Annotated in this window: 19 protein-coding genes, 1 tRNA gene and 2 pseudogenes; 10 read left to right on the top strand and 12 right to left on the bottom strand. The window is 70.0% G+C overall.

Going from position 1 to position 22,056, the window contains the following annotated elements:
• Nucleotides 1-78: 78 nt before the first annotated feature.
• From mrdA to AB0D29_RS02150, 3 genes and pseudogenes are all read right to left on the bottom strand, one after another.
• Nucleotides 79-2,154: pseudogene (gene mrdA, locus AB0D29_RS02160) on the bottom strand (penicillin-binding protein 2); the annotation flags it as partial.
• A 41-nt stretch (nt 2,155-2,195) separates the two neighbouring features.
• Nucleotides 2,196-3,653, bottom strand: coding sequence for an aldehyde dehydrogenase family protein (locus AB0D29_RS02155; protein WP_362851729.1), 1,458 nt, complete (start codon nt 3,651-3,653; stop codon nt 2,196-2,198).
• A gap of 89 nt (nt 3,654-3,742) precedes the next feature.
• On the bottom strand, nt 3,743-4,621 hold the full coding sequence (locus tag AB0D29_RS02150; RefSeq protein ID WP_351587421.1) for a helix-turn-helix transcriptional regulator: 879 nt from the start codon (nt 4,619-4,621) through the stop codon (nt 3,743-3,745).
• 340 nt (nt 4,622-4,961) lie between these two features.
• Between AB0D29_RS02150 and AB0D29_RS02145 the strand changes: the two genes are divergently transcribed.
• On the top strand, nt 4,962-5,471 hold the full coding sequence (locus tag AB0D29_RS02145; RefSeq protein ID WP_362851728.1) for an ATP-binding protein: 510 nt from the start codon (nt 4,962-4,964) through the stop codon (nt 5,469-5,471).
• A gap of 95 nt (nt 5,472-5,566) precedes the next feature.
• Here the strand turns inward: AB0D29_RS02145 and AB0D29_RS02140 are convergent, their stop codons facing one another.
• Both AB0D29_RS02140 and AB0D29_RS02135 read right to left on the bottom strand, forming a co-directional pair.
• Nucleotides 5,567-5,812, bottom strand: a complete 246-nt coding sequence (locus AB0D29_RS02140) for a DUF397 domain-containing protein (RefSeq protein WP_030656519.1) — start codon at nt 5,810-5,812, stop codon at nt 5,567-5,569.
• 119 nt (nt 5,813-5,931) lie between these two features.
• Complete coding sequence (locus tag AB0D29_RS02135; protein ID WP_362851727.1) at nt 5,932-7,977, bottom strand: FUSC family protein; 2,046 nt, start codon at nt 7,975-7,977, stop codon at nt 5,932-5,934.
• Between the two features lie 94 nt (nt 7,978-8,071).
• Between AB0D29_RS02135 and tatA the strand changes: the two genes are divergently transcribed.
• Entirely contained in the window at nt 8,072-8,242 is a 171-nt protein-coding gene (gene tatA, locus AB0D29_RS02130) for a Sec-independent protein translocase subunit TatA (RefSeq protein ID WP_351286428.1), read from the top strand.
• A 3-nt stretch (nt 8,243-8,245) separates the two neighbouring features.
• Here tatA and AB0D29_RS02125 read toward each other — a convergent pair whose 3' ends face one another.
• A complete protein-coding gene (locus AB0D29_RS02125; protein WP_362851726.1) occupies nt 8,246-9,424 on the bottom strand; it encodes a DUF2786 domain-containing protein in 1,179 nt (392 codons plus the stop codon).
• A gap of 158 nt (nt 9,425-9,582) precedes the next feature.
• On the opposite strand from AB0D29_RS02125, the gene AB0D29_RS02120 reads away from it, so the two are divergent.
• Nucleotides 9,583-11,277 (top strand): bifunctional 3'-5' exonuclease/DNA polymerase, encoded by a 1,695-nt coding sequence (locus AB0D29_RS02120; RefSeq protein WP_362851725.1) that lies wholly within the window; start codon nt 9,583-9,585, stop codon nt 11,275-11,277.
• Between the two features lie 27 nt (nt 11,278-11,304).
• On the opposite strand, the gene AB0D29_RS02115 is transcribed toward AB0D29_RS02120, so the two are convergent.
• The 4 genes from AB0D29_RS02115 to AB0D29_RS02100 all read right to left on the bottom strand — a co-directional run bounded on the left by AB0D29_RS02115 (nt 11,305) and on the right by AB0D29_RS02100 (nt 15,185).
• Nucleotides 11,305-12,573, bottom strand: a complete 1,269-nt coding sequence (locus AB0D29_RS02115) for a hypothetical protein (RefSeq protein ID WP_362851724.1) — start codon at nt 12,571-12,573, stop codon at nt 11,305-11,307.
• Between the two features lie 99 nt (nt 12,574-12,672).
• Entirely contained in the window at nt 12,673-13,197 is a 525-nt protein-coding gene (locus AB0D29_RS02110; RefSeq protein ID WP_362851723.1) for a SigE family RNA polymerase sigma factor, read from the bottom strand.
• 77 nt (nt 13,198-13,274) lie between these two features.
• The gene (locus AB0D29_RS02105) at nt 13,275-13,796 is read right to left on the bottom strand and encodes a GNAT family N-acetyltransferase (protein ID WP_362851722.1); all 522 of its coding nucleotides are present in this window, start codon (nt 13,794-13,796) and stop codon (nt 13,275-13,277) included.
• A gap of 156 nt (nt 13,797-13,952) precedes the next feature.
• On the bottom strand, nt 13,953-15,185 hold the full coding sequence (locus AB0D29_RS02100) for a serine hydrolase domain-containing protein (protein WP_362851721.1): 1,233 nt from the start codon (nt 15,183-15,185) through the stop codon (nt 13,953-13,955).
• Between the two features lie 142 nt (nt 15,186-15,327).
• Between AB0D29_RS02100 and AB0D29_RS02095 the strand changes: the two genes are divergently transcribed.
• The 4 genes from AB0D29_RS02095 (at nt 15,328) to AB0D29_RS02080 (ending at nt 18,613) form a co-directional block, all read left to right on the top strand.
• On the top strand, nt 15,328-16,944 hold the full coding sequence (locus AB0D29_RS02095; protein ID WP_362851720.1) for a PQQ-binding-like beta-propeller repeat protein: 1,617 nt from the start codon (nt 15,328-15,330) through the stop codon (nt 16,942-16,944).
• 40 nt (nt 16,945-16,984) lie between these two features.
• Nucleotides 16,985-17,803: a hypothetical protein gene (locus tag AB0D29_RS02090; RefSeq protein ID WP_362851719.1), complete on the top strand. Its 819-nt coding sequence runs from the start codon at nt 16,985-16,987 to the stop codon at nt 17,801-17,803.
• Nucleotides 17,804-17,898: 95 nt separating this feature from the next.
• A complete protein-coding gene (locus tag AB0D29_RS02085) occupies nt 17,899-18,363 on the top strand; it encodes a hypothetical protein (RefSeq protein WP_362851718.1) in 465 nt (154 codons plus the stop codon).
• A 7-nt stretch (nt 18,364-18,370) separates the two neighbouring features.
• Nucleotides 18,371-18,613 carry a hypothetical protein gene (locus AB0D29_RS02080; protein WP_362851717.1) on the top strand — a complete coding sequence of 81 codons (243 nt, stop codon included), beginning with the start codon at nt 18,371-18,373 and terminating at the stop codon, nt 18,611-18,613.
• Here AB0D29_RS02080 and AB0D29_RS02075 read toward each other — a convergent pair.
• A complete protein-coding gene (locus tag AB0D29_RS02075; RefSeq protein ID WP_362851716.1) occupies nt 18,610-19,041 on the bottom strand; it encodes a hypothetical protein in 432 nt (143 codons plus the stop codon). The two genes, AB0D29_RS02080 and AB0D29_RS02075, sit on opposite strands and share 4 nt — an antisense overlap.
• Nucleotides 19,042-19,193: 152 nt before the next feature.
• Between AB0D29_RS02075 and AB0D29_RS02070 the strand changes: the two are divergent.
• Nucleotides 19,194-19,411, top strand: a pseudogene (locus tag AB0D29_RS02070) (integrase); the annotation flags it as partial.
• A 48-nt stretch (nt 19,412-19,459) separates the two neighbouring features.
• On the opposite strand, the gene AB0D29_RS02065 reads toward AB0D29_RS02070, so the two are convergent.
• Nucleotides 19,460-19,557 (bottom strand) — tRNA-Thr (locus AB0D29_RS02065).
• Between the two features lie 656 nt (nt 19,558-20,213).
• Between AB0D29_RS02065 and AB0D29_RS02060 the strand changes: the two genes are divergently transcribed.
• Both AB0D29_RS02060 and AB0D29_RS02055 read left to right on the top strand, forming a co-directional pair.
• The gene (locus tag AB0D29_RS02060) at nt 20,214-20,783 is read left to right on the top strand and encodes a DUF4365 domain-containing protein (RefSeq protein WP_362851715.1); all 570 of its coding nucleotides are present in this window, start codon (nt 20,214-20,216) and stop codon (nt 20,781-20,783) included.
• Nucleotides 20,776-22,017, top strand: a complete 1,242-nt coding sequence (locus AB0D29_RS02055; protein ID WP_362851714.1) for a hypothetical protein — start codon at nt 20,776-20,778, stop codon at nt 22,015-22,017. The genes AB0D29_RS02060 and AB0D29_RS02055 overlap by 8 nt, the downstream gene beginning before the upstream one ends.
• Nucleotides 22,018-22,056 lie beyond the last annotated feature (39 nt).

Here is a 22,056-nt window from a genome sequence, read left to right as displayed (position 1 = left end):
GGGCCCTCCCCCCGACACCTCACACGCTACGGAGCCTTCAGGTCAGCCCCTGTCCTAGATGCCCCCTCAGTTCGGGGAAATCTCCCCGTCCGGCCGGATCGCGGGCAGCGCGCCGGCGGGCTGCGGGAGCAGGGCCTTCGAGAGGTCCTGCTTGCCCGTCGGGTCCAGCCCGTACATCGCCTCGTAGATGCTGCGGACCGCCGGTCCCGAGGCACCCGATCCGGTGCCGCCCTGGGAGATCGTCATGACGATCGCGTAGTCATCGGTGTAGGAGGCGAACCACGAGGTGGTCTGCTTGCCCTGGACCTCGGCCGTGCCCGTCTTGGCGTGCATCGGGATCTGCTTCTGCGGCCAGCCGCCGAAGCGCCAGGCGGCGCTGCCGTTGGTGGCCACGCCGGCGAGGGCCTCGTCGATGTTGTCGCGGGTCTTGCGGTCCATCGGCAGCTTGCCCTGCTCCTTCGGCGCGATCTCCTGGACCGACTTCCCGTCGGCGCTGACGATCGCCTTGCCGACGCTGGGCTGGTGGAGGGTGCCGCCGTTGGCGATGGCCGCGTAGACGGACGCCATCTGGACCGGGGTGACGAGGGTGTCGCCCTGGCCGATCGAGTAGTTGATGGCGTCGCCCTCGCGCATCTGGTTGCCCTGCCGGCAGTTCTCGTAGGCGATCTTCTCGGCGAAGCTGCCGTTCTTCTTGCCGTCCCGGCACCAGGCGTCCTTGTTCGCCTCGAAGAAGTCCTGCTTCCACTTGCGGTCGGGGACCCGGCCGGGCACCTCGTTCGGCAGGTCGATGCCGGTGCGCTTGCCCAGCCCGAACTCGTGCGCGGTCTTGAAGAACCAGTCGTTGGGGTCCTTCTTCGGCTTGATGCCGCCGTCCTTCTTCCACTCCTGGTCCGCGAGGGCGTAGTAGACCGTGTCGCAGGAGACCTCCAGGGCCCGGCCGATGGTGATGTCACCGTGGCCCTGCGACTCGAAGTTCGTGAAGGTCTGGCTGCCGACCGAGTAGGAGCTGGGGCAGGGGTAGCGGTTGTTGAACGGGTACCCGGCGTTGACCGCGGCGGTCGAGGTGACCACCTTGAAGATGGAGCCCGGCGCCGCCTGGGCCTGGATGGCCCGGTTCAGCAGCGGATAGTTGGACTCCTTGTCGGTGAGGCCGGCGTAGTCCTTGGCCGAGATCCCGCCCACCCAGGCGTTCGGGTCGTAGGTCGGGTTCGAGGCCATCGCGACGATGCGGCCCGTCTTGGTCTCCATCACCACGACGGCGCCCGAGTCGGCCTCGTAGTTCCTGCGGGTGTTCTTGTCGTACGTCTTGCGGGCTTCGACCATCGCGTTGTTCAGCTCCCGCTCGGCCACCGCCTGCACCCGCGAGTCGATCGAGGTCACGACGTTCGAGCCGGGCTGCGCCGGGTCGGTCTCGCCCTGCCCGATGACCCGGCCGAGGTTGTCCACCTCGTAGCGGGTGATGCCCGCCTTCCCGCGCAGCTCCTTGTCGTACGTGCGCTCCAGGCCGGAGCGGCCCACCTGGTCGGAGCGCAGGTACGGCGAGTCCGACTTCTTGGCCTTGGCGATCTCCTCGTCGGTGACGGGCGAGAGGTAGCCCAGCACCTGGGAGGTGTTGGCCTCGTCCGGGGCCGCATAGCGCCGCAGGGCGGTCGCCTCGGCGGTGATGCCCGGGAAGTCCTCGGGGTGCTCGCGGATCTGCAGGGCCTGTTCGGTGGTCGCCTCGTCACTGACCGGGATCGGCTGGTACGGCGATCCGTTCCAGCAGGGCTGCTTCGTCTTGGAGTCGCACAGCCGGACCTTGTCGACGACCTCCTGGGCGTCCATGCCGAGGACCCCGGCGAGCCGGGTCAGCACGGACTTGCCCTTGTCCTTCATGGTCAGCAGCTCGGTGCGGCTGGCGGAGACCACGAGGTGGGTGGCGTTGTCGGCGAGCGGGACCCCGCGCGAGTCGAGGATCGAGCCGCGCACGGCGGGCTGGACCACCTGCTGGACGTGGTTGTTCTTCGCCTCGTCCGTGTACTCCTGGCCATTGCGTATCTGGAGGTACCAGAGCCGCCCGCCCAGGGTGAGCAGCAGTGAGAAGACCACGATCTGGATGACGACGAGACGGTTCTGGACCCGAGGGGTCCGGCCGGTCTCCGGTATGTTGCTCAACGCTGATCTCCCCCGGACGCATGCCGTACGCCCGGCTGAGTCTAGAACGGGAAGCGGCTCCGCCCGTGCTGCACGGAGATCCACTTTTGGGTGGTGAAGGCCTCGACCGTGGCCTCGCCGTTGAGTCTGCCCAGGCCGGAGGCTTTCTCACCGCCGAATGCGGCCAGCGGTTCGTCCCCGATCGTGGAGTCGTTGACGTGCATCATGCCCGTCTCGATGCGCTGCGCGAAGCGGACGCCCCGCTCCACGTCCCGGGTGTGGACGGCGCCGCTCAGTCCGTACGGGGTCGCGTTGGTCAGCCGTACGGCCTCGTCCTCGCCGTCGAAGACCACGAGCAGGGCCACCGGGCCGAAGATCTCCTGGCCCAGGAGCGGGGAGTCCTCGGGGAGTCCGGCGAGCACCGTCGGTTCGACGAGGTTGCCGCGCGTAGACCCCCGTACGAGCGCCTTCGCGCCGGATTCCACGGCCTGGTCCACGAGCGCGGTCAGGGCGTCGGCCTGGAAGGAGTTGATCAGCGGGCCGATGTGGGTGTCGGCCTCGTGCGGGTCGCCGGTCTTCAGGCCGCGCACGCGGGCGGTGAACTTGGCCGTGAACTCCTCGGCGACGGAGGCGTCGACGAGGATGCGGTTGGCGGCCATGCAGACCTGGCCCTGGTAGACGAAGCGGCTGAAGACGGCCGCGTCCACCGCGTAGTCGAGGTCGGCGTCGTCGAGGACGACGAGCGCGCTGTTGCCGCTGAGTTCCAGGACCGTGCGCTTGAAGTGGCGGGCGGCGACCGCCCCGACGTGCCGGCCGACCCGGTCCGACCCCGCGAAGGAAATGACCTTGGGGACGGGGTGGGTCAGGAGCGCGTCGCCTATCTCGGCGATGTCGGTGACCAGGACGTTCAGCAGGCCTGCCGGCAGTCCCGCGTCCTCGAAGATCTTGGCGATGAGCCCGCCGCCGACGACCGGGGCGTTCTGGTTCGGCTTGATGACGACCGCGTTGCCCAGTGCCAGGGCCGGGGCGATCGACTTCAGGGTGACCAGGAAGGGGAAGTTGAAGGGGCTGATCACGGTGACGACGCCGACGGGGAGCCGCTGGACGCGGTTCTCCTTGCCCTCGACCGGAGAGGCGAGGATCCTGCCCTCGGGCCGGACGGCCAGCTGGATCGACTCGCGGATGAACTCCTTGGCGAGGTAGACCTCGTACTCGGCCTTGGGACGGGTCCCGCCGAGCTCGTCGATCATCGCCTCGACGATCTCCTTCTCGCGCTCCTCGGTGATCCGAAGGGCACGTTCGAGGACCGCGCGTCTGATGTACGGGCTGGTGGCCGCCCACTCCGACTGGGCGCGCTCGGCGCCGCGGTAGGCCTGGTCCACCTGCTCGACGGTGGCCACGGTGATGGCCGCGAGCTTCTCCCCGTTGTACGGGTTGACGTCGATGATGTCCCACGAACCGGTGCCGGCCAGCCATTCGCCGTCGATGTACTGGTGAGCCAGGTCGCTGAATATGGACATGCCATCCCTTACTGCGAGCGCGCACCCGTGCGCTGCACCGGAGACCGATCGGTCATCATGCACTGATCAGACGTCATACTACGTGCGAATCAAGACAGTTGGAGCAGGCCACGGAGAAGATCCCTGGTCCGGTCGGGATCGGGGCAGTCGGCCTGGAGCCGCTCCATCGCCCGCCCGTACTGGCCCACTTCCTCGTCTTTGTCCAGGTAGAGGGCGCTGGTGAGCTGTTCCAGATAGACGATGTCCTGGAGGTCCGACTCGGGGAAGCGCAGCAGGGTGAAGGCTCCGCTCTCGCCCGCGTGGCCGCCGAAGGAGAAGGGCATCACCTGGAGCTGCACGTTGGGCCGCTGGGAGACCTCGATGAGGTGCTCCAGCTGGCCGCGCATGACGTCGCGGTCGCCGTACGGGCGGCGCAGCGCGGCCTCGTCGAGGACGGCGTGGAAGACCGGGGCGTTCTCGGAGACGAGGACCTTCTGCCGCTCCAGGCGCAGGGCCACGCGGCGGTCGATCTCGGCGGCGGTGGCACCCGGCATGCCGCGGCTGACGACGGCGTGGGCGTAGGCCTCCGTCTGCAACAGACCGTGGACGAACTGGACCTCGTAGATCCGGATGAGCGAGGCGGCGCCCTCCAGGCCGATGTACGTCTGGAACCAGCCCGGCAGCACGTCGCCGTAACTGTGCCACCAGCCCGTCGCGTTGGCCTCGCGCACCAACCCCAGCAGGGACTCGCGCTCCGCGGTGTCCGTGACCCCGTAGAGCGTCAGGAGGTCCTCTACGTCCCTCGCCTTGAAGCTCACCCTTCCCAACTCCAAGCGGCTGATCTTCGATTCGGATGCGCGGATCGAGTAGCCGGCCGCCTCACGGGTGATGCCGCGGGATTCTCGGAGTCGCCTGAGCTGGGAGCCCAGGAGGATGCGGCGCACCACAGAACCGCTTGCTTCTGCGGTCACTAGTACTGCCCTCCCCATCGCATTGGCGTGCGCGTGGTGTGCGCGTGCGTCGCGGGGCCCCCGTACCCCAGGGCCCGCAGTCTGCCACCAAAACGCATCGGCCCGTACTCGTTCTGTAACGGAATCCCGCCTCCGGGAAAAGAAGTCCGTAAGTATGCGTAGGAAGAAATGAGCAAGAACCGTCACGGGAGTGGACAGGTCCGGCGCGTGCACGTGCATCTGCCCTTGCATCCGGCTCGCGCATTCGGAACGATGGTCCCCGCGCACCTGCGTGCTCTTCGCGCCGGCGCCGGACCCACCCCGCAGTTCTCTTTGGACAAAGCCGCCGCTTCGTCCGCGAATCCCGGGAGTGCCTCGCATGGGGACGAATGGATCGACCATGCTCGAGCCGTTACGGCAGGGGCTTCCCCCGGTCGACCCCACGGCTGTCTCCGGGTCCGCCTCCTGCGCTCTGCCCGCACGGTTCGACGCGGTGCGGGGCGCGCGCACTTTCACCCGGTCGACGCTCTCCCAGTGGGGCCTCGACGACCGCTTCGACGATGTGGCCCTCGTCGTCTCCGAACTCGTCACCAACGCGCTGCGCCATGCCCTGCCGGAGGACGCGCGGTGCGCGGACGCGGAGCCGGAGCCGCCGGTGCGGCTGCACCTGATGCGGTGGAGCACCCGGCTGGTGTGCGCGGTGCGCGACCCCAGCGAGGACCGGCCCGGCGGGGCCTTCTCACCGGAGCGCACGGAGGAGAACTTCGACCTGGAGTCCGGGCGCGGGCTGTTCCTGGTGGACTCATACAGCGACAGCTGGGGCTGGCACCCGCTCGCGGGGCGGCTCACCGGCAAGGTGGTCTGGGCGCTGTTCCTGCTCCACGACTGAAAACAAGGGCGACGGTCAAGACAACTGGCCGGGATCGATCACTGCGATCGGTCCCGGCCAGTGCACGTGCATGGCTTGATGAATGCGCCGTTCCGTCAGCCGATCAAGTGATCGAACTCGCCGTCTTTGACGCCCAGGAGCAGGGCCTCTATCTCGGCCGGCGTGTAGACGAGCGCCGGTCCGTCCGGAAAGCGCGAATTGCGCATGGCGACGTCGCCGCCCGGCAGCTTCGCGAACTCCACGCAGGAACCCTGCGAGTTGCTGTGTCTGCTCTTCTGCCACGTCAGCTCAAACAAGGAAGCGAGTTCTGCAGCTGCCATCCCGTTGTACGCGTGGTCCACAGGAAGCCCCCGATAGTGCAGATGTCAACTCCTCCGGATCATAGCTGTGTTCAATGGCTCCTGCACGGGCAGATGCACGTGCACGCGGGGTGGTCCGTTGATCACAGACAGGTCCGCCCTCACGGCCGAAGGGCCTCCGCCACCTCGTCCAGCGAGTCCAGCAGCTGCCCGGCGGCCCCGCGCAGCACCCCCGGCTCGGGGGCGTCCCAGGCGGCCAGCACCTCCCTGACCCCGTCCCACTGCGGCACCCGGCGCTCCCGCACCGCCTTGGCGCCCGCCTCGGTCGCCCGGTGCAGCGCCTCGGCCAGGTCGGCCGCGCCCGGGACCGGAGCGTGCCCGCGGTCCGGGACGTGGGCCTCCAGGAGCATCGCGCCCCGGCCCAGCGCGGCGAGGGCGTCGCCCGCCTGCTCCGCGGCCGCGCGGGACAGCCCCCGGTGCCGCACCGGTTCCCCCTCGGCCCGGCCCACCGCTTCGTGCCAGGCGATCCGCGCGTCGCGGGCGGCCAGCAGGGCCTCGCGCACATCGGCGCGCCGGGCCCCGGCCGGGTCGGCGTACTGGCCGAGCACCGCGGCCGCGTACCGCCCGTCGGCCGCGATCCAGTCGGCGAGGCGGGTCCGCAGCCGCGGGGTCTCCCAGGCCGGGTAGAGCGCGTAGCCGATCATCGCGAGCACTCCGCCGACCAGGGTGAGGGCGACCCGGTCGGGCACGCTCTGGTCCCAGCGGACCCCGCCCATGCCGAGCAGGAAGACCACGTACGCGGAGACGAAGAGCTGCGCGACGGCGTACCCGGTGCGCATCAGGGCGTACATCAGCCCGGCACTGACCACGGCGAGGAAGCCGGACAGGTACATGCCCGGCTGGAAGAGCTGCACCACCCCGGTGGCGACGGCGACCCCGACGAGGGTGCCGCCGAAGCGGGCGACGGCCCGCGCGTAGGTCTGGGAGAAGTCCGGCCGCATGATCATCACCGAGGCCATCGGGGCCCAGTACGGGTGCCCGAACGGCAGCGCGTGGCCGATCGCCAGGCCGGCGCAGCTCACGGCGGTCACCCGCAGGGCGTGCCGCAGGATCGGTGACCCGGGCCGCAGTTCGGCCCGTACGGCGCCCAGCACCGGCGGCACCAGCCCGAACAGGGTGGGCCGCAGCATCGACTCCCCGGGATCGGCCGTGCGCCCGGATCCCGGCTCGGCCGTCTCGAGTACGTCGTCCAGCAGGGCGGCGAGCCGGCGTGCGGCCCGCAGGGGCGCGCCGGTGAGGAGGTCCGGCGTGTCCGGGGACTTGAGGACCGCCAGCGACGGCGCGGGCAGGCGCACCGGTTCCCCGTGCCGGATCGCGTGCGCGGCCGCGTCCAGGACCGACCCGGCGGCGGCGAGCAGTTCCCGTACGCGGTCCCGGCCGGGGCCCTCGGCGGGCGCCCCGACGGCCGGATCGGCGAGCGAGGCCAGCACCGGACGGATCCGCTCCGCGAGCCCCCGCGCCCCGTGCAGCTCGGCGGGGCGCCGCCGGGCCTGGCGCGGGGTGACGGTGGCGGCCGCCCGCGCCCGCATCAGGGGCGCGGGGTCGAAGGGGGCGACGGGATCCTGGCGCAGCCTGCGGGCGTAGTCGGCCTCGGCGGCGAGCGCGTCGGCCAGGGCGTCGCGCTGGGCGCCCCAGCGGCGGACCGGGAAGAGCACGATCAGCAGGGCCTGGACCACCCCGCCGGCGGCGATCATCGCGGCGTGCCCGGCCGCCTGCGGGACGGAGGTGGGCAGGGTGACGGTGACGAGCATGACCGCGACGTTGCCGGAGGCGATGATCCCGGCGGTGGGGCCGGCCGCCCACAGCATGCTCGCGGCGAAGGTCCACACCGCGAGCAGGACGAGGAAGAGCCCGAGGTCCGAGGAGCCGACGAGGTACCCGACGAAGGTGGAGACGGCCAGGGTCAGTCCCGAGGCGAGGGCGAGCCCCGGACGCGGGCGCCAGCTCTGCTGGAAGGTGGCGATGGCGGCCATGAAGGCGCCGAAGGCGGAACTGGCCGCCGCGCCCGGTCCGAGGAGGGCGAGCCCGGCGCCGATGACGATCGCGAGACCGGCGGCGGCGCGCAGCGCGACGAGCGGTTCGAGGCGGGTCCGCTCGACGGTCATGCCCGACCGGGCGGCCTCCTTCAGTGCCCGGAACCAGCTCATGGCGCCAAGGTAACGGCTTTCAGGACTTCTTCAGATTTGTCCGGACCGCCGACCTGCCTGTTCCATGGGCCGATCGTCCGAAAGGGGAACGCCCGTGTTCCACAACGCCGTCCAGCCCTGGCACCTGCTGATCGTCCTCGTGGTCTGCCTGCTGGTGTTCGGTTCCAAGAGGCTGCCCGACATGGCCCGCTCGCTGGGCAGATCGGTGCGCATCCTGAAGTCGGAGGCCCGGGCCCTGCGCGCGGAGGACGACCCGAGGCCCTGACGGCTACCGGGGCAGGGGCTTGCTCCGGCCCCCCACGTGGGCGGCGTCGGCGGCGGCCGTGCCGTCCTCCCAGCCCGCGTGGTCGGTGGCGCCGCGCAGCCGGGTGGTCGTGGTGCGGGGGAACATCTCGTCCGCCCGCGAGGTGACGGCGACATCCCGCGCCACGAGCGCGGGCAGGTTGTCCGGGGCCTCGCTCGCCGTGTGTTCGGCCGTCTCGGCGAGCCGGTGGCCGAGCCGGCTGGCGTAGGCGAGCAGGAAGGACTGCCTGAAGGTCTTCGTCCGCTTGCGTCCGCCCGAGCGCTGCGCGGCCTCGGCACGGGTCATCGCCGCCGTGCCCTGGACGAGCAGCGAGGTGTAGAGCAGCTCGACCGCCTCCAGGTCGCTCTCGAAGCCGACGACCGTGGAGAACTCGAAGCCGCTGTTCCACACCGCCCGGCAGCGGTTGGCGGTGGCCACCGCGTCGAGCAGCACCGCCTTCGCCTCCTCGTACGGCGGCTCGACGCCGATCCGGCAGGCTCCGGGCACCTGCGCCGGCCCCTTGCCGCTCGCCGCGAGCAGCGCCTCGTCGACGGTGTGCCGGGCCATCAGCTCCTGGGCCTTGGCGCTGAGCGCCTCCGCCTCCTCCGGGAAGGTGGTCGCCTCGGCCTTGGCGAGCAGCGCCCGGATCCGGCCCAGCATGCGCGGCTCGATGTGCGCGTGCTCCAGGGCGTCGGCGGCCGGGTCCCCGGGAACCGGACCCACCGGTTCGATGGAGGGCAGCCGGATCAGCAGCCGCAGCACCTCCAGGAAGGCGGTGGCCAGCGTGAACCGGTCCGCCCGTTCCCGCTGCGCGAGCTGCTCGGCGTACGTGCCGTCGCCCGTCCACCACACCTCGGCGTCGGTCCACCGCTCGGGCAGCCGCGCGTAGCGGCGCGCCTCGGCGGCGATCAGGTCCCCGGTGATCCGCAGGTGCCGCTCGTCGAGGTCCCGCCGGACCAGCCGCAGCACGTCCGCCGGCTGCCACCCCCGCTCCCAGCCCTGCCGTACGTACGCCTCCCCGCGCGCCAGCAGCTCCCGCCCGACCCCGCCCCACTGCCCCTGATCGGCAACGAGCAACGAAGCCCCGGTGTCCAGCCCGGCGTCATCCTGGGCATAGAGGGCGGCGGCAAAGGCCCGGTCAACGGTCGCGGCAAGGTCTCTCACACCTCCCAGCTTGGCATGTCCCCACTCCAGCCCCGCCGGCGTTTGAGGCGCGGGGGCTCGGGGGCGGAGCCCCCGCAACGGCGCCGCACCCGGCAACGGCCCGCGGCCCCGGCCCGGCCACACCACCCCTGTCAGACCCCGGTGGGACACTCGCCCCCATGAGCGACCCCACCCCCCGCTGGGCCCTCGCCGAGGACGCCGACGGCTGGTGGCACGCGGCCCCCGTACCCCCCTCGGAGGGGACCCGGCTCCGCGTCCGCGACCCCGCCGACGCGGTCCGCGCCGCCCCGCCCGGCACCCGCTGGGTCTGGCGGTCCACCGCCGCCGTGTACCCCCGCCTGCTCGCGGCCGGCGCCCGCGTCGAGCGCTGCCACGACATCGAGGACGCCGAGCTGCTGCTCCTCGGCCATGAGGGCCGCTTCGGCGAGCCCCGCTCGGCGGCCGCCGCCTGGGCCCGCCTCACCAACGCCCCCGTACCGCCCGATCCGCGCCCGCGCGCCGCCGAGCCCCGCACCCAGGACTCCCTCTTCGACCCGCAGCCGACCCCCGTCCCCCTGGACGCCCTCCTCGCCGTCCACGCCGACCAGGCGAAACGGCTCGGCGCCACCGCCCACCCCGACCGGATGCGGCTGCTCACCGCCGCCGAGTCCGCGGCCTTCCTCGTCGCCGCCGAGATGAACCGCGCGGGCCTGCCCTGGCGGGCCGACGTGCACCGCGCCCTGCTGACCGAACTGCTCGGCGAGCGGTACGCGGGCGGCGGGGAGCCCCGGCGCCTCGCCGAGCTGGCCGACCGCGTCTCGGCCGCCTTCGGCAGGCGGGTGCGTCCCGACCTGCCGGCCGACGTCATCAAGGCCTTCGCCGAGGCCGGGATCAAGCTCAAGTCCACCCGCCGGTGGGAGATCCAGGAACTGGACCACCCCGCCGTGGAGCCGTTGCTCGCGTACAAGAAGCTGTACCGGATCTACACCGCCCACGGCTGGAGCTGGCTCGCGGACTGGGTCCACGACGGCCGCTTCCGCCCGGAGTTCATCCCCGGCGGCACCCTGACCGGCCGCTGGGTCACCAACGGCGGCGGCGCGCTGCAGATCCCCAAGGTGATCCGCCGGGCGGTGGTCGCCGACCCCGGCTGGCGGCTCGTCGTGGCCGACGCCGACCAGATGGAACCGCGCGTGCTCGCCGCGATCTCCCGCGACCCCGCCTTCATGGAGGTGGCGGGCCGGCCGGAGGACCTCTACACGGCCGTCTCCCGGCAGGGCTTCTCCGGCGACCGGGACAAGGCCAAGATCGCCGTCCTCGGCGCCGTCTACGGCCAGACCTCCGGGGACGGCCTGAAGAACCTGGCCGCGCTCCGCCGCCGCTTCCCCCGGGCCGTCGCGTACGTGGACGACGCCGCGAAGGCGGGCGAGGAGGGGCGGCTCGTACGGACCTGGCTCGGCCGCACCTGTCCGCCGCCCGTCTCCGCCCGCGACGACGACGGTGACGGCGAGCCGGGCGGGGGCGAGGCCGGGATCCCCCAGGACGGGGACGGCGACGGCTGGACCCCGAGCTACGCCTCCACCAACTCCCGGGCCCGCGGCCGGTTCACCCGTAACTTCGTGGTCCAGGGCAGCGCCGCCGACTGGGCCCTGCTGCTGCTCGCGGCCCTTCGGCAGGCGACCGCCGGGATGCGTGCCGAGCTGGTGTTCTTCCAGCACGACGAGGTGATCGTGCACTGTCCGGCCGGGGAGGCCGAGGCCGTCGTGGAGGCGATCCGCGCCGCCGGCGACCGGGCCGGCCGGATCGCCTTCGGCGACACCCCGGTCCGGTTCCCGTTCACCACGGCGGTCGTGGAGTGCTACGCCGACGCCAAATAGCGGCCGGCCGGGACGTGGAGGGACAGCCTAGTTGCGGGTCCGGTTCCACCCCGGGGCGAGCACGAGCGCCTTCAGCTGGTCCAGCGTCAGCGCGGGCTCCCCGCGGGTGGCCGTACCGCTCTGGTCGGCGGTGTTGAAGGCCGAGACCACCACCCGCAGCCCGTCCGTGCGGATGGTGTCCACCTTCCACTCGGTCACGCCCTTGCCCTTCTCGCCGGGGCCCTGCGTGACCCGCACCAGGGTGCCGTCCGCCTGCGGGGGCAGATTGGGGCCCGCGAAGCCGGAGTTGGCGGAGTCACCACGGTTCTCGCTCACGTTGAGCTGGACCAGGGACTTGCCCTTGCCGTCGTCGAGGACGACGTAGCCGTAACGGCCCTCCCCGCCTTTGGAGACGACCGGGATCTTGATCCCCGCTCCGGCCAGCAGGTCGTCCAGCGCCTCCACGGCCTGCCGGTCCCGCAGCGCGGTCGCCGACCCGGTCCGGGCCTCCGACCCCGGCTGTGCCTCCGGTTCGGCCGCCGGCAGGTCGTTCAGCGCCGGGTACCACAGCTCCGAGGTGACCACGGACTTCAACTGGTCGATCGGCAGGGGCGGGTTGCTCCGGGAGACGGCCGCGCCCTTCTCGGCGGGGGCGTTCCACTCGTTCGCCTCGACCATGAAGCCCTGCGGGGTCACCCGCACGGCCCGCCAGACCTTGGTGTCCTCCCGCCGGTCCGTGTACTCGTACCCCTTGTGGAGCATCACCGTCGAGCCGTCCGCCAACTGCTCGGTCCGGCAGTAGTCGTACTGCTCCAGGTTCTTGTCCCCGCACTCGGTCCCCCCGCGGGCCTGGCTGCCCTCCGGGTCCACCCGGCTGAGGCTGATGCTGACGGCCGCCTTGCCCTTCCCGTCGTCGTACACGCCGGAGGCGGCCGGCACCTGGTCGTCCGTCCCCCGCCCCACCGGCCCGGTCAGCTGCCCGCCGGGCAGGAGCGCCCGCAGGTTCGCGATCATCTGCTCGGCCGTGACGACGCCCGAGCCGGCCCGCGGCCCGCTGTCGTCGCCTGTCGGGGTCGGCGGCGCCGCCACGTAGACCGAGGGGGCGCCTCCGGTGCCCTCGAACAGGCCGCCGGAGTAGGCGCCCGCCGTTGCGATCAGGGCCAGGGCCACCGCCGATCCGCCGGCCACGGCGGCCCGGCGGCGCACCACCAGCCGCCGGCCGCGCTGCCGGCCGGCTTCCACGAGGGCGTCCCGGTCGGCCGTGAAACCGTCCCCCGCACGCCGGAGGGCTACGCCGAGTTCATCTTCGAAGGGCATGGGAAGTAGACCTTCCGTTTCAAGGGTGGGGTGAGGAAAGAGAGGGGAACGGGACCCGGGGACCCGGTCCGGCCGCGCACGGCCGGACCGGCGTCGTCCTCAGAGCTCCGCGAACGCGGTGAGGCTCCCGCCCAGTTGCTCCCGCAGCCGGGCCAGCGCCCGCGAGGTCCGGGTGCGGACCGCCGCCGAGCTGGCGTTCATCGCGTCCGCGGTCTCCTCGACGCTGCGGTCCTCCCAGTACCGCAGCACCAGCACAGCCCGGTCCTTGGGAGCCAGCCGCCCCAGCGCCTCCAGCAGCGTCAGCCGCAGCTCCGGATCGGCGCCGCCGCCGGCCGCTGCGGCCGGCGCACCCGAGTCGGGGAACTCCCCGACCGGGCGCTCTCCCGCCGACCGGCGGCGCTGGTGCGTGAGGAAGGCCCGTACCAGCACCGTCTGCGCGTACGCCGCCGGATTGTCGATACGGGAGATCCGCCCCCAGCGCAGGTACATCCGGCCCAGGGTCTCCTGCACCAGGTCCTCCGCGAGATGGGTGTCCCCGCTCGCCAGCAGACAGGCCGACCGGTACAGATGGCCCGACCGGCTCGCCGCGAACTCACGGAACCCGTCTCTGCGACCGTGCCGCATTCGTTCCCCCTCGCGTCCGTCTCACCCCATTGACGCAGCGACCGTGCGGAAATGTTTCATCCCGCTGCCGGTGCCGGTCAGCCCAGATCGTGGAAGTACACGTGGAACTCCTCACGGACGAAGCCCTCCGCCTCGTACAGCCCTTGCGCGACCGTGTTGTCGTACGCGGTCTCCAGCTGTACGCCGGACACCCCGGCCTCGCGGGCCCGGCGCAGCACCTCGCGCAGCAGCGCCCGGCCGGCGCCGGTGCGGCGGCCGGCGGGGGCGACGTAGAGGTCGTTGAGCACCCAGGCGGTGCTCAGGGAGAGGGACGAGAAGGCCCGGTAGACCTGCGCGAAGCCGACCGTGCCGAGCCCCGGGACCTCGGCGAGCAGGACGAGCGACTCGTCCTTCGCGATCCGCTCGGCGAGGAACTCCCGCGGACCGTCCGGGTCTTCGAGGTCCACCTCGTAGAAGTCGAGGTAGCCGCGGAACAGCGCGGCCGCCGTGTCGACGTCCGCCTCGCCGGCGGCCCGGACGGCCACCGTGCCCGTGCCCGCTGCCCCGCCCTCCCCCTGCGGGGGCTGGACGTCCTGCTGTGCTGCTGCCTGACCGCTCATGTACGTCTCACATCTCCCTGGACGGTGTCTCGCGCGCCGCGACCATGGTGCACGGACGGTGCGGATCCGCACCAGCGGCCGCGGGGCGGCCCGTTCGGCCGCGAGGGCGCCCGTGCACGTCGCGAGGGCGCCCGTGCACGTCGCGAGGCAGCCCGTTCAGTGCCCGGTGACGGGCTGGGCGGGCAGGGTGAAGACGTGCTCGGGGGTCACGATCTCGGTGATCGCCCGGCCGAACAGGGTGCTGGGCTCGCTGCCCTGGTACGCGGTGTCGGTGTTGAGCAGCACGACCAGCGTGGCCTGCGCCTGCGGCAGGTACACGGTCAGCGACTCGTAGCCGGGCAGTGAGCCGTTGTGCCCGATCCAGCCGTGGACGTTGAAGATGCCCAGGCCGTAGCCGGTGCCCGGGAGCGCGTCGATCACCTTCAGCCGCTCGGCCTGGGTGGCGGGGGTCAGCAGGGTCCCGGTCGCCAGGGTCTTCGCCCAGCTCCGCAGGTCGGTGAGGTCGGAGATCATCGCGCCGGCCGCCCAGCCCCAGGACGGGTTCCAGTCGGTGGCGTCCTCGGTCTTGCCGGTGGCCGTCTGGTCCGTGTAGCCGTGGGCGTGCGGTTCGGGGAACTCCGCGCCCGTGGGGAACAGCGTGTGCTTCAGCCCGGCCGGTTCGACGACCTCCCGGTCGATGTAGTCGGCGAGGGGAACGCCGCTGACCTTCTCCACCACCAGCCCGAGCAGGATCAGGTTGGTGTTGTCGTAGTAGAACTTCGCGCCCGGCTCGAAGAGCACCGGGTGCTTGAAGGAGTACGCGAGCAGTTCCTGCGGGGTGAAGGGCCGCCGGGGATCACTGGTCAGCGCCTTGAAGAAACCCTCGTCCTCGGAGTAGTTGAACAGCCCGCTCCGCATCTCGGCCAGCTGGCGCAGGGTGATGCGGTCGCCGTTCGGGACCCCCGCGACGTACTTGCCGATCGGGTCGTCCAGCCCGACCTTGCCGTCGTCCACCAGCTCCAGCAGGGCGGTCACGGTGAAGGTCTTCGTCTCGCTGCCGATCCGCATGTTCAGGCCGGGGGTCATCGGCGCGCCCGTCGCCTTGTCGGCGACGCCGAAGGCCCGTACGTACTCGCCCTTGCCCGGCGCCGACAGGGCCACGATCACCCCGGGCACCTTCGCGTCGGTCATGACCTTGCGGATCGCCTCGTCCAACTGCCGGGCCACGGCGGGGGTCAGCCGCGGGAACCCGTCGGAGGCGGGCGTGGGCGACGGAACCGGGGCCGTCACCGTCGGCGCGGGCGCCGCCGCCGGTCCGGCCTCGGCGTACGCGGGGGCCGCGACGGGCAGCGACAGGAGGCCGGCGGCTACCACCGCCACGACTGCTGACCTGCGCCGATGCGTAGTCATACCCGGCCTCCTCGCACGCCAGGACAGGAGCCCACTGCATCCAACGTAGCCCTGCGCCCCCGGCCGGGCGACCCGAAGGGGCACGGCGAAGTAGTCTAAAAATCTATTCTAGAAAGGGTCCGGTACCAGCCACACTCTCCCCATGAGCGATGAGCAGTGGCGCGGCGGCTTCGGACCCCCGCCCGAACCGTTCGAACCGCAGCCGCGGCCGCAGCCGCCGGCGGAGGCACAGCCACAGCCCCCGGCGCAGCCCCAACCCCCGGCGCCCCCACGGCCACAACCGGTCCCGGCGCCCGGCGGCCCCGCGGGCGGCGGCGGCCGCGGCGGCGGACGGTTCAAGGGCCGGCCTGCCGTCCTGACGGCACTGGCCGTGGCCGTCCTGCTCACCGTCGGCGGCGGCGTGTACCTCGCGGTCGGCGGCGGCCGGGGCGAGCCGTCCGACGCCAAGCCCTCGGCCTCGCCCTCCATCGACAAGGGCGACGGCAAGGGCCCCGGCGTCGGTCCCGGCACCTACGACCCCAACGCCGGCATCCAGCCCGGTGAGGCCAAGGTCTGGCTGCGCGACAACGAGGTCGAGGTCGCCGGCTCGGGGACCTCCCAGTACGGCCCGTGGCGGGTGGGCGACGTGGTGGTCAAGGCGCTCCCCACCGAGCTCACCGCCTACGGGGCGGCCGACGGCCAGGACAAGTGGAAGATCCCGCTCCCGACCCGGCTGTGCGCGGTTCCACGGGTCCCGACCGCGGACGGAAAACTGGTCGTCGGGCTGAAGGAGAGCACCTCGGACAGCTCGCACTGCACGCACCTCCAGCTGATCGACCTCGCCACGGGCAAGCTCGGATGGAAGGTGGCGGTGCCGGCGGAGAACGATTACGACACCACCAACGAGTTCGAGATCGCCATCAGCGGCGACACCGTGGCCCTCGCCCGGTCGGCCGTTATGAGCGGCTTCTCGGTCACCGACGGCAGGAAGCTCTTCGGCACGTCGAAGACGGAGGGCTGCACTCCGTCCGGGTTCGCCGGGGGATCCCGGCTGATCGGCCTGCGCAACTGCTTCGACCCGAAGGACGCCACCGCGCGCGGGCAGTCGATGGTCGAGGAGCTGGATCCGGCCACGGGCGCCTCCAAGTGGAACTACAAGTACGACAAGGGCTGGACCGTCGGCCGGGTGCTCTCCGTGGACCCTCTGGTCGTCACCGCGCACCACGAGGACCGCAAGACCTGGAACATCACGGCGTTCGCGGCCGACGGCAAGGTCCGCTCGCAGACCGCCGCCGGGTTCGGGGTCAGCGGCCGGTGCAACGGCTTCGGCAACGCGGGCGGGTTCCAGGAGTGCTACGCCGCCGTGGCCGACGCCGACACCCTCTACGTCGGCGCGGGCAAGCCCGCCACCACCCTCGACACCGAGGACACCAACCAGGTCGTCGCCGTCGACCTGAACACGGGCAAGGAGCGGTGGCGATCCGCGGAACAGCCCAAGGGCCGCACCATGTGGCCGCTGGCGATCGAGGAGGGCCGGGTCCTCGTGTACGTCTCCCCCGGCAGCGGCGCGGCGGCCTCGGTCGTCTCGCTGGCACCGGCGGACGGCGCCTCGCAGCCCGTCCTGCAGAGCCCGGCCGTGTCCGCCGGAGCCGCGAGCGTCTTCTTCTCCCACAGCGTCCGCACGACCTGGGCGGGCGGACGGCTGTTCCTGCTCAACGGCCGGGTCTACGGCCCGGAGCCCAAGAAGAAGAGCCGCGCGATCCTCTCGTTCGGCAAGTAGCGTCCCGCAGTCCCGCAGTCCCGCACCCCAGGAGGGGCACGTGCAGAACCCGTACCAACAGCCGGACCAGCCGGGCGCCCTGTACCAGCCGCCCCTCCAACAGCCCCCGGAACCCAGGCAACCCCCACAGAGGCGCACCAACCGGCTCACGATGGCGCTCACGGCGCTGATGGCTGTCGGGGCCATCGCCGCGGTGACCGCCGTCATCATGACCAGGGACGAGCAGGACGGCCCCCCGGACCCCTCCAAGCCGCTCGTCGCGGGCTGGAAGACGGTGGTCAACCCCAAGTACGGCACCTCGTTCGACGTGCCGCCGGACTGGGAGGTCCTCTCGCCCGACGTCTTCAGCGGCCACGGGGACGACAAGGACCCGGACAAGATCCTCATCGGCCACACTGCGCCCGCGTTCTACAAGTCCGAGTGGTGCAGCATCGACGCCGACGGCGACGGCGCGGTCTCCGACTTCCCGCTCGGCAGCGTCGGCACCAAGGGGGCCGAAGGCGCCAAGGACACCACGGAGGTCGCCGAGAAGAACGCCCCGACCTGGGTCTACGCCGCCTTCACCCAGCCCGACAAGAGCGTCGTGAAGTGGGACAAGCCCGTGGAGTACACGACCAAGTACGGCCTCAAGGGCACCTACGTCAAAGCCCGCTCCGAGGGCGCCAAACAACCCAACCGCTGCGCCGGCGACGGCCAGGCGATCGTCTTCGGCTTCAAGAACTCCGAGGGCGCCTTCGCAGCCTGGGACTTCTACGGCCGCACCGGCGTCCCCGGCGCCATCCCCGACTCCCTGATCATGCGCATCCTCAGCACAGTCCGCCTCACACCCCCCACGGGCACCCCCACCCCCACCCCATGACCCAGACCGGCACTCCAGGTCGTCGCCGACCAAGGCAAGCACCACCTCAGTTCGGCGACGACCTCCTCATCGGCCGCTCCTCGGCAGGGCGACCCATGGGGAAGCCCGTCGCCGCCCGGATCATTGCCACGCTCGCCACGACGGCCACGCTGGCCGTCTTACCGCCCGCCGAGGCGCACGCCGGCGCAATCGGCTCGACGCCCGTCGCCGGCTTCGACTACCAAGTCGGCGGTATCACCATGACCGTTCCGACAGGCTGCATGTTCACCCACGCCATCCGCGGCGACGGCAAGAAGATCACCTACCAGAACGCCGGCGTCGACTGCGGATTCGTCGGAGCCCTCAACGCAGGCTTCTGTAACTGGCGCATCGACTTCACCTACGCGGACACCAACAACAAGATCTACCGCACTTCGCCCGGCAAGACGCACACCGAGTGCGAGATCCACCCGATGCGCGACAACAAGCCCCAAACGCTGCCCCGCTACGGCAAGGCATGCGCACACCTCAACATCAACGGCGTGCGCCGGGTCAGCCAGTGCCACCACATCACGAAGTGAGCCGCACATGACCAGCCAGCCCGCGCCCGAAGACCCCGCCTGGGAAGGCAAGCGCCGACGCGCCGGCATCGCCGCCTTCCTCATCGGCGCCGCCGCGTCCTTCGCCTGCTTCGCCTTCCTCCCCGGCCTCCCCCACGTCATCGACTGGGGCGCCATCATCGTCTCCCTGGCCGTCGGCGGGCTCGCCCGCTGGGCATGGCAGTCCCACATGCAGAAACAGCACCGCGGGCCAAGCCGACAGGTGCCCTAGGCGGCACCGTGTCGCTTGAACTCCCAGTGCAGTTTGGGGTGAGCGGGCGCGAGCTTGCAGATCATGGTCTTGAAGCGGCGGACAGAGACGTAGAGTTGGCCGATTTGGCTCTCGCCAAGCGCATTGAGCACAAAATTCCACGCTTCGAGCATGTCGGGATCCGAGACCATGACAGCACCGTCGACGACAAGCAGCTCAGGCCGGTAGACCGCAAAGATGCGGTCTTCGTCGGAGTAGTGGAGGTGTGCGGGGAAGGTCCGCAGGCCACGGCTATGGATCCGTGCCTGCACTGCTTCCAGCCGGGTCAGGCGCAGCCGCTCCATGCCTTCAAGGTTGCGTACCAGAATGTTTCCGATGACTGCGGCGCCATCGTTCTTGTCGACACGTTCCTCGATGGCGTCAATCGTCCCTGGACGCACATGCACCATGGCCTTACCCCTCCTGTTAACGCGCACTTAGCAGGAATCAGAATCGAGAGGTAAGGGCGCTCCGTGGGCGAGGTTGAGCAAACCATGTCCACGGTGTCCGCCGGCCTGCTAGGAGGGGCTGAGCAGGTGACGTCCTTCGTCAGCACGGCTGGAGCCGTCACACGGCCGGCACCCATCCTCAACGAGTTGGGGGTGGACATGCCCACCATCAGACACGGCGGTACGGAAGGGGCGCTCCGAGCTCTCGCGGGAGGCGATGCGCCGGATGGGTGCGGGGTTCATGCCCGGCCCCGATCCGGTGTCTGAGACCAGAACTGAGAACGAGAGCACCCGAGCGGCCCGTGCACGGCGGCGGCGCAAGATCCGGTGAATAGCAAAAGCCCCAGGTCACGGCGAGTGAGTCCTGGGGCTTCTACAGAGCCGCCTTCGGGATTCGAACCCGAGACCTACGCATTACGAGTTGTCCGCTTCTGTTCCAGAGGTGTCCGCCGGCATCCTCCACCCGCCCGAAACGGCAGCTCAGGGCTCCCCCCGATCACCTGTGGACACCCTCGAACGAGCCCAGATCCTCAGCCCACTGAGACCACCACTGAGACCGCGCAGACGGCCTCGATCACTTCATCGACACCGACCAGACGCTCCATCCAGAACCCGCTCGCCTCCGGATGCGGTTGACCACTCTCGATCTAGCCAGATCCAGGACGCTGACTCTGGACAACCTAGAGCTGCAACTCCCCCGACCTCGCAGCAGCCATGAGCTTGGGAATCCTCGTCCCCTACTCGCCGATCACGCTGCTGACCTGGGCTTCGGCGTCCGTGGACCGATGGGGCGGAGCAGCAGGATTGACCGCTGTATACCGTGTGTTCCCGCCTCAAGTGGTGCGCAAGTGGTGCGCTTTCGCAGGCCAGGGGAGTAGGTAGCTGTCGCATGCCTGGGGCTTCCGCTGGCCGCCTCGATGCCTGCGGTCCACAGCGGTGAGCGAAGCCCATCCGTAAGGCAAGGGGCAACTGGGCTGCCCTATGACCTGCTGGGCGGGCCCGCGCCTAGTCGATGTCACTGCTCGGCACTACCGTTCGACTATGACTTTGCGCTTGCCGCTCACCCGGAGCCCCCCGATGATCTAGCCTGAAACCTCGACGTCGGGGGAGGGGCCTGCCGCGTGGTGAGGGCAATGGAGCCTGCGGAGGGTAAGAAGCCGCGCGCGAGCAACATCGAAGCCGTAGACATGCGCTACGTCACGACGATGATGGAGCAGTTGCAGCAGGGATACATCAAGTCCGTTGCGGCCACTGCTGGCCTCGCGGTCGAGATCGTCCCCGTGGACGTCTATGGCTACGACATCCGATTGATCCGCCCGCCCAGTGACCCGCTCGATGATGAGTCGGCGGTCCTCGCGCAGCTCAAGTGCACTACACAGATCGTCCCCGATCAGTCTCGTGAGTACTTCAGCTACCAGTTCACCAAGCGCCAGTACTTCGACCACCTCGTTAAACCGCGGAGGTACCCGAAGGCGATCCTGATCGTTATGACAGCGCCGCCCCGGCAAGCTGACTGGACAGAGGTCACGCACGACGGTCTCTGGACTAGACGATCTTGCTTCTGGGTATCTTTGGAGGGAGCCTATGCCGACCCGTCGGTGAAGAAGCCGTCAGTGCGCATTCCGATCAAGAATAGAGTGGACGCGAAATCTCTCTCCGAGATCCTGGATAAAATCGACAGGAGTGAATCGCTAAATGACTGAAATGTCGAGCGTGACGCTTCCTGCGCGCGTGGATCCCGGCAAGCTCGGAGCGCTCCTTGAGGAAGCTGGCTGGCAGCGAATTGGCGGTAGGCGTGGCATCTATTCGCGTTACTCCCCTCCCAATCTCACGGATTCATGGCTGAATTCGAGCCTAATGCTTCCGCTGGATGAAGGTGCGCCTGAGTTTAGAGACGCGATGCAATCCGCTCTGCTTCAGCTGTCTCAGGATCGCGATTTCTGGATCAGATTCATCTATCCCCGTTTGATCGTAGAGGCGTCTGACGAGTTTAGATTCCGAAAAGAGTCGTCCGCCCCGAGCGGATTCATTTCCTGGAAGAGCGGGGAGCGTCTGGTGGAGTCTGCACGTCGGACGTTGGTTGCGGGTGCTAAGTCCTATATGGGCCCTGGGCGACATTACGTCAATAAGCATGGTCGCTTCGCTCACAGATACCTCGATCAGGTTCTGATGGGGCAGTCAGCGCCAGGCAGTTACATCATCACGGCGTACGCTCCTCCGAACGCTGGGGTACCTCTCTCTGCCTCTGTCGACGCGCCGCCCTTCGCCCTCCCTGAGCTGGGGCTAGCCAGCGTGCGGGACGTTAGCCAAGCGGTCGTGAGAGCTGTGCAGGCAACCGTGGAGGCGCTCGATCACTACCGATCCAACGGTTCGCTAGCTGGCTTTGAAGCGGGAGTGCTTCAAGGAGTTTCGTACGAGATGACAAATGCGATCATCGGGATCGCAGAAAATTCCGATGGCGCGGATATCAGCGTAGATTGGGATCCTGTAATGCCGATCCCATCGGGGTTGGATTCGCGTTTCGAGTTCCTCGGATCCGATGTGGAGCCATTGAATAGGGCGGCCGTGAAGCTTGCCACCGATGAGTCGTCTCATCTATCAAGGTTGATAGGTAGGGTGCACCTTCTGGCGAAAAAGCAGGCGGGGAGTCCCGGTGTGTTTGGTATCGAATCTCTGACTTCTGGGCGCGCCCGAAAGGTTCGCGTAAGGCTTGCGGACGAAGAGGAATATCATGAGGCGGTTCGGGCTCATGAAGAGGATCTAGCCCTGGAAGTCAGTGGACGCCTTGAGAAGGAGGGGAATTTGAGTTGGCTGTATGACGCAACGGTAATTAGGACGCTCGGCCCCCTCTCGAACTATGCGCGCAGTTCTTCGGTGGCTATGGAGGGTCAGATTTCGCTTTTCGCGGACGGTACTTCTGACGTGTCAGAGGCGTGATGTAGCAGACGACGTCGCCCTCTCCCAGCATGGAGGGGG

It is taken from the genome of Streptomyces sp. NPDC048424 (assembly GCF_040651555.1).
Taxonomy (GTDB): Bacteria; Actinomycetota; Actinomycetes; order Streptomycetales; family Streptomycetaceae; genus Streptomyces.
Note: the sequence above shows the minus strand (reverse complement) of the source record. Positions and strands in the feature narration are given on the sequence as shown.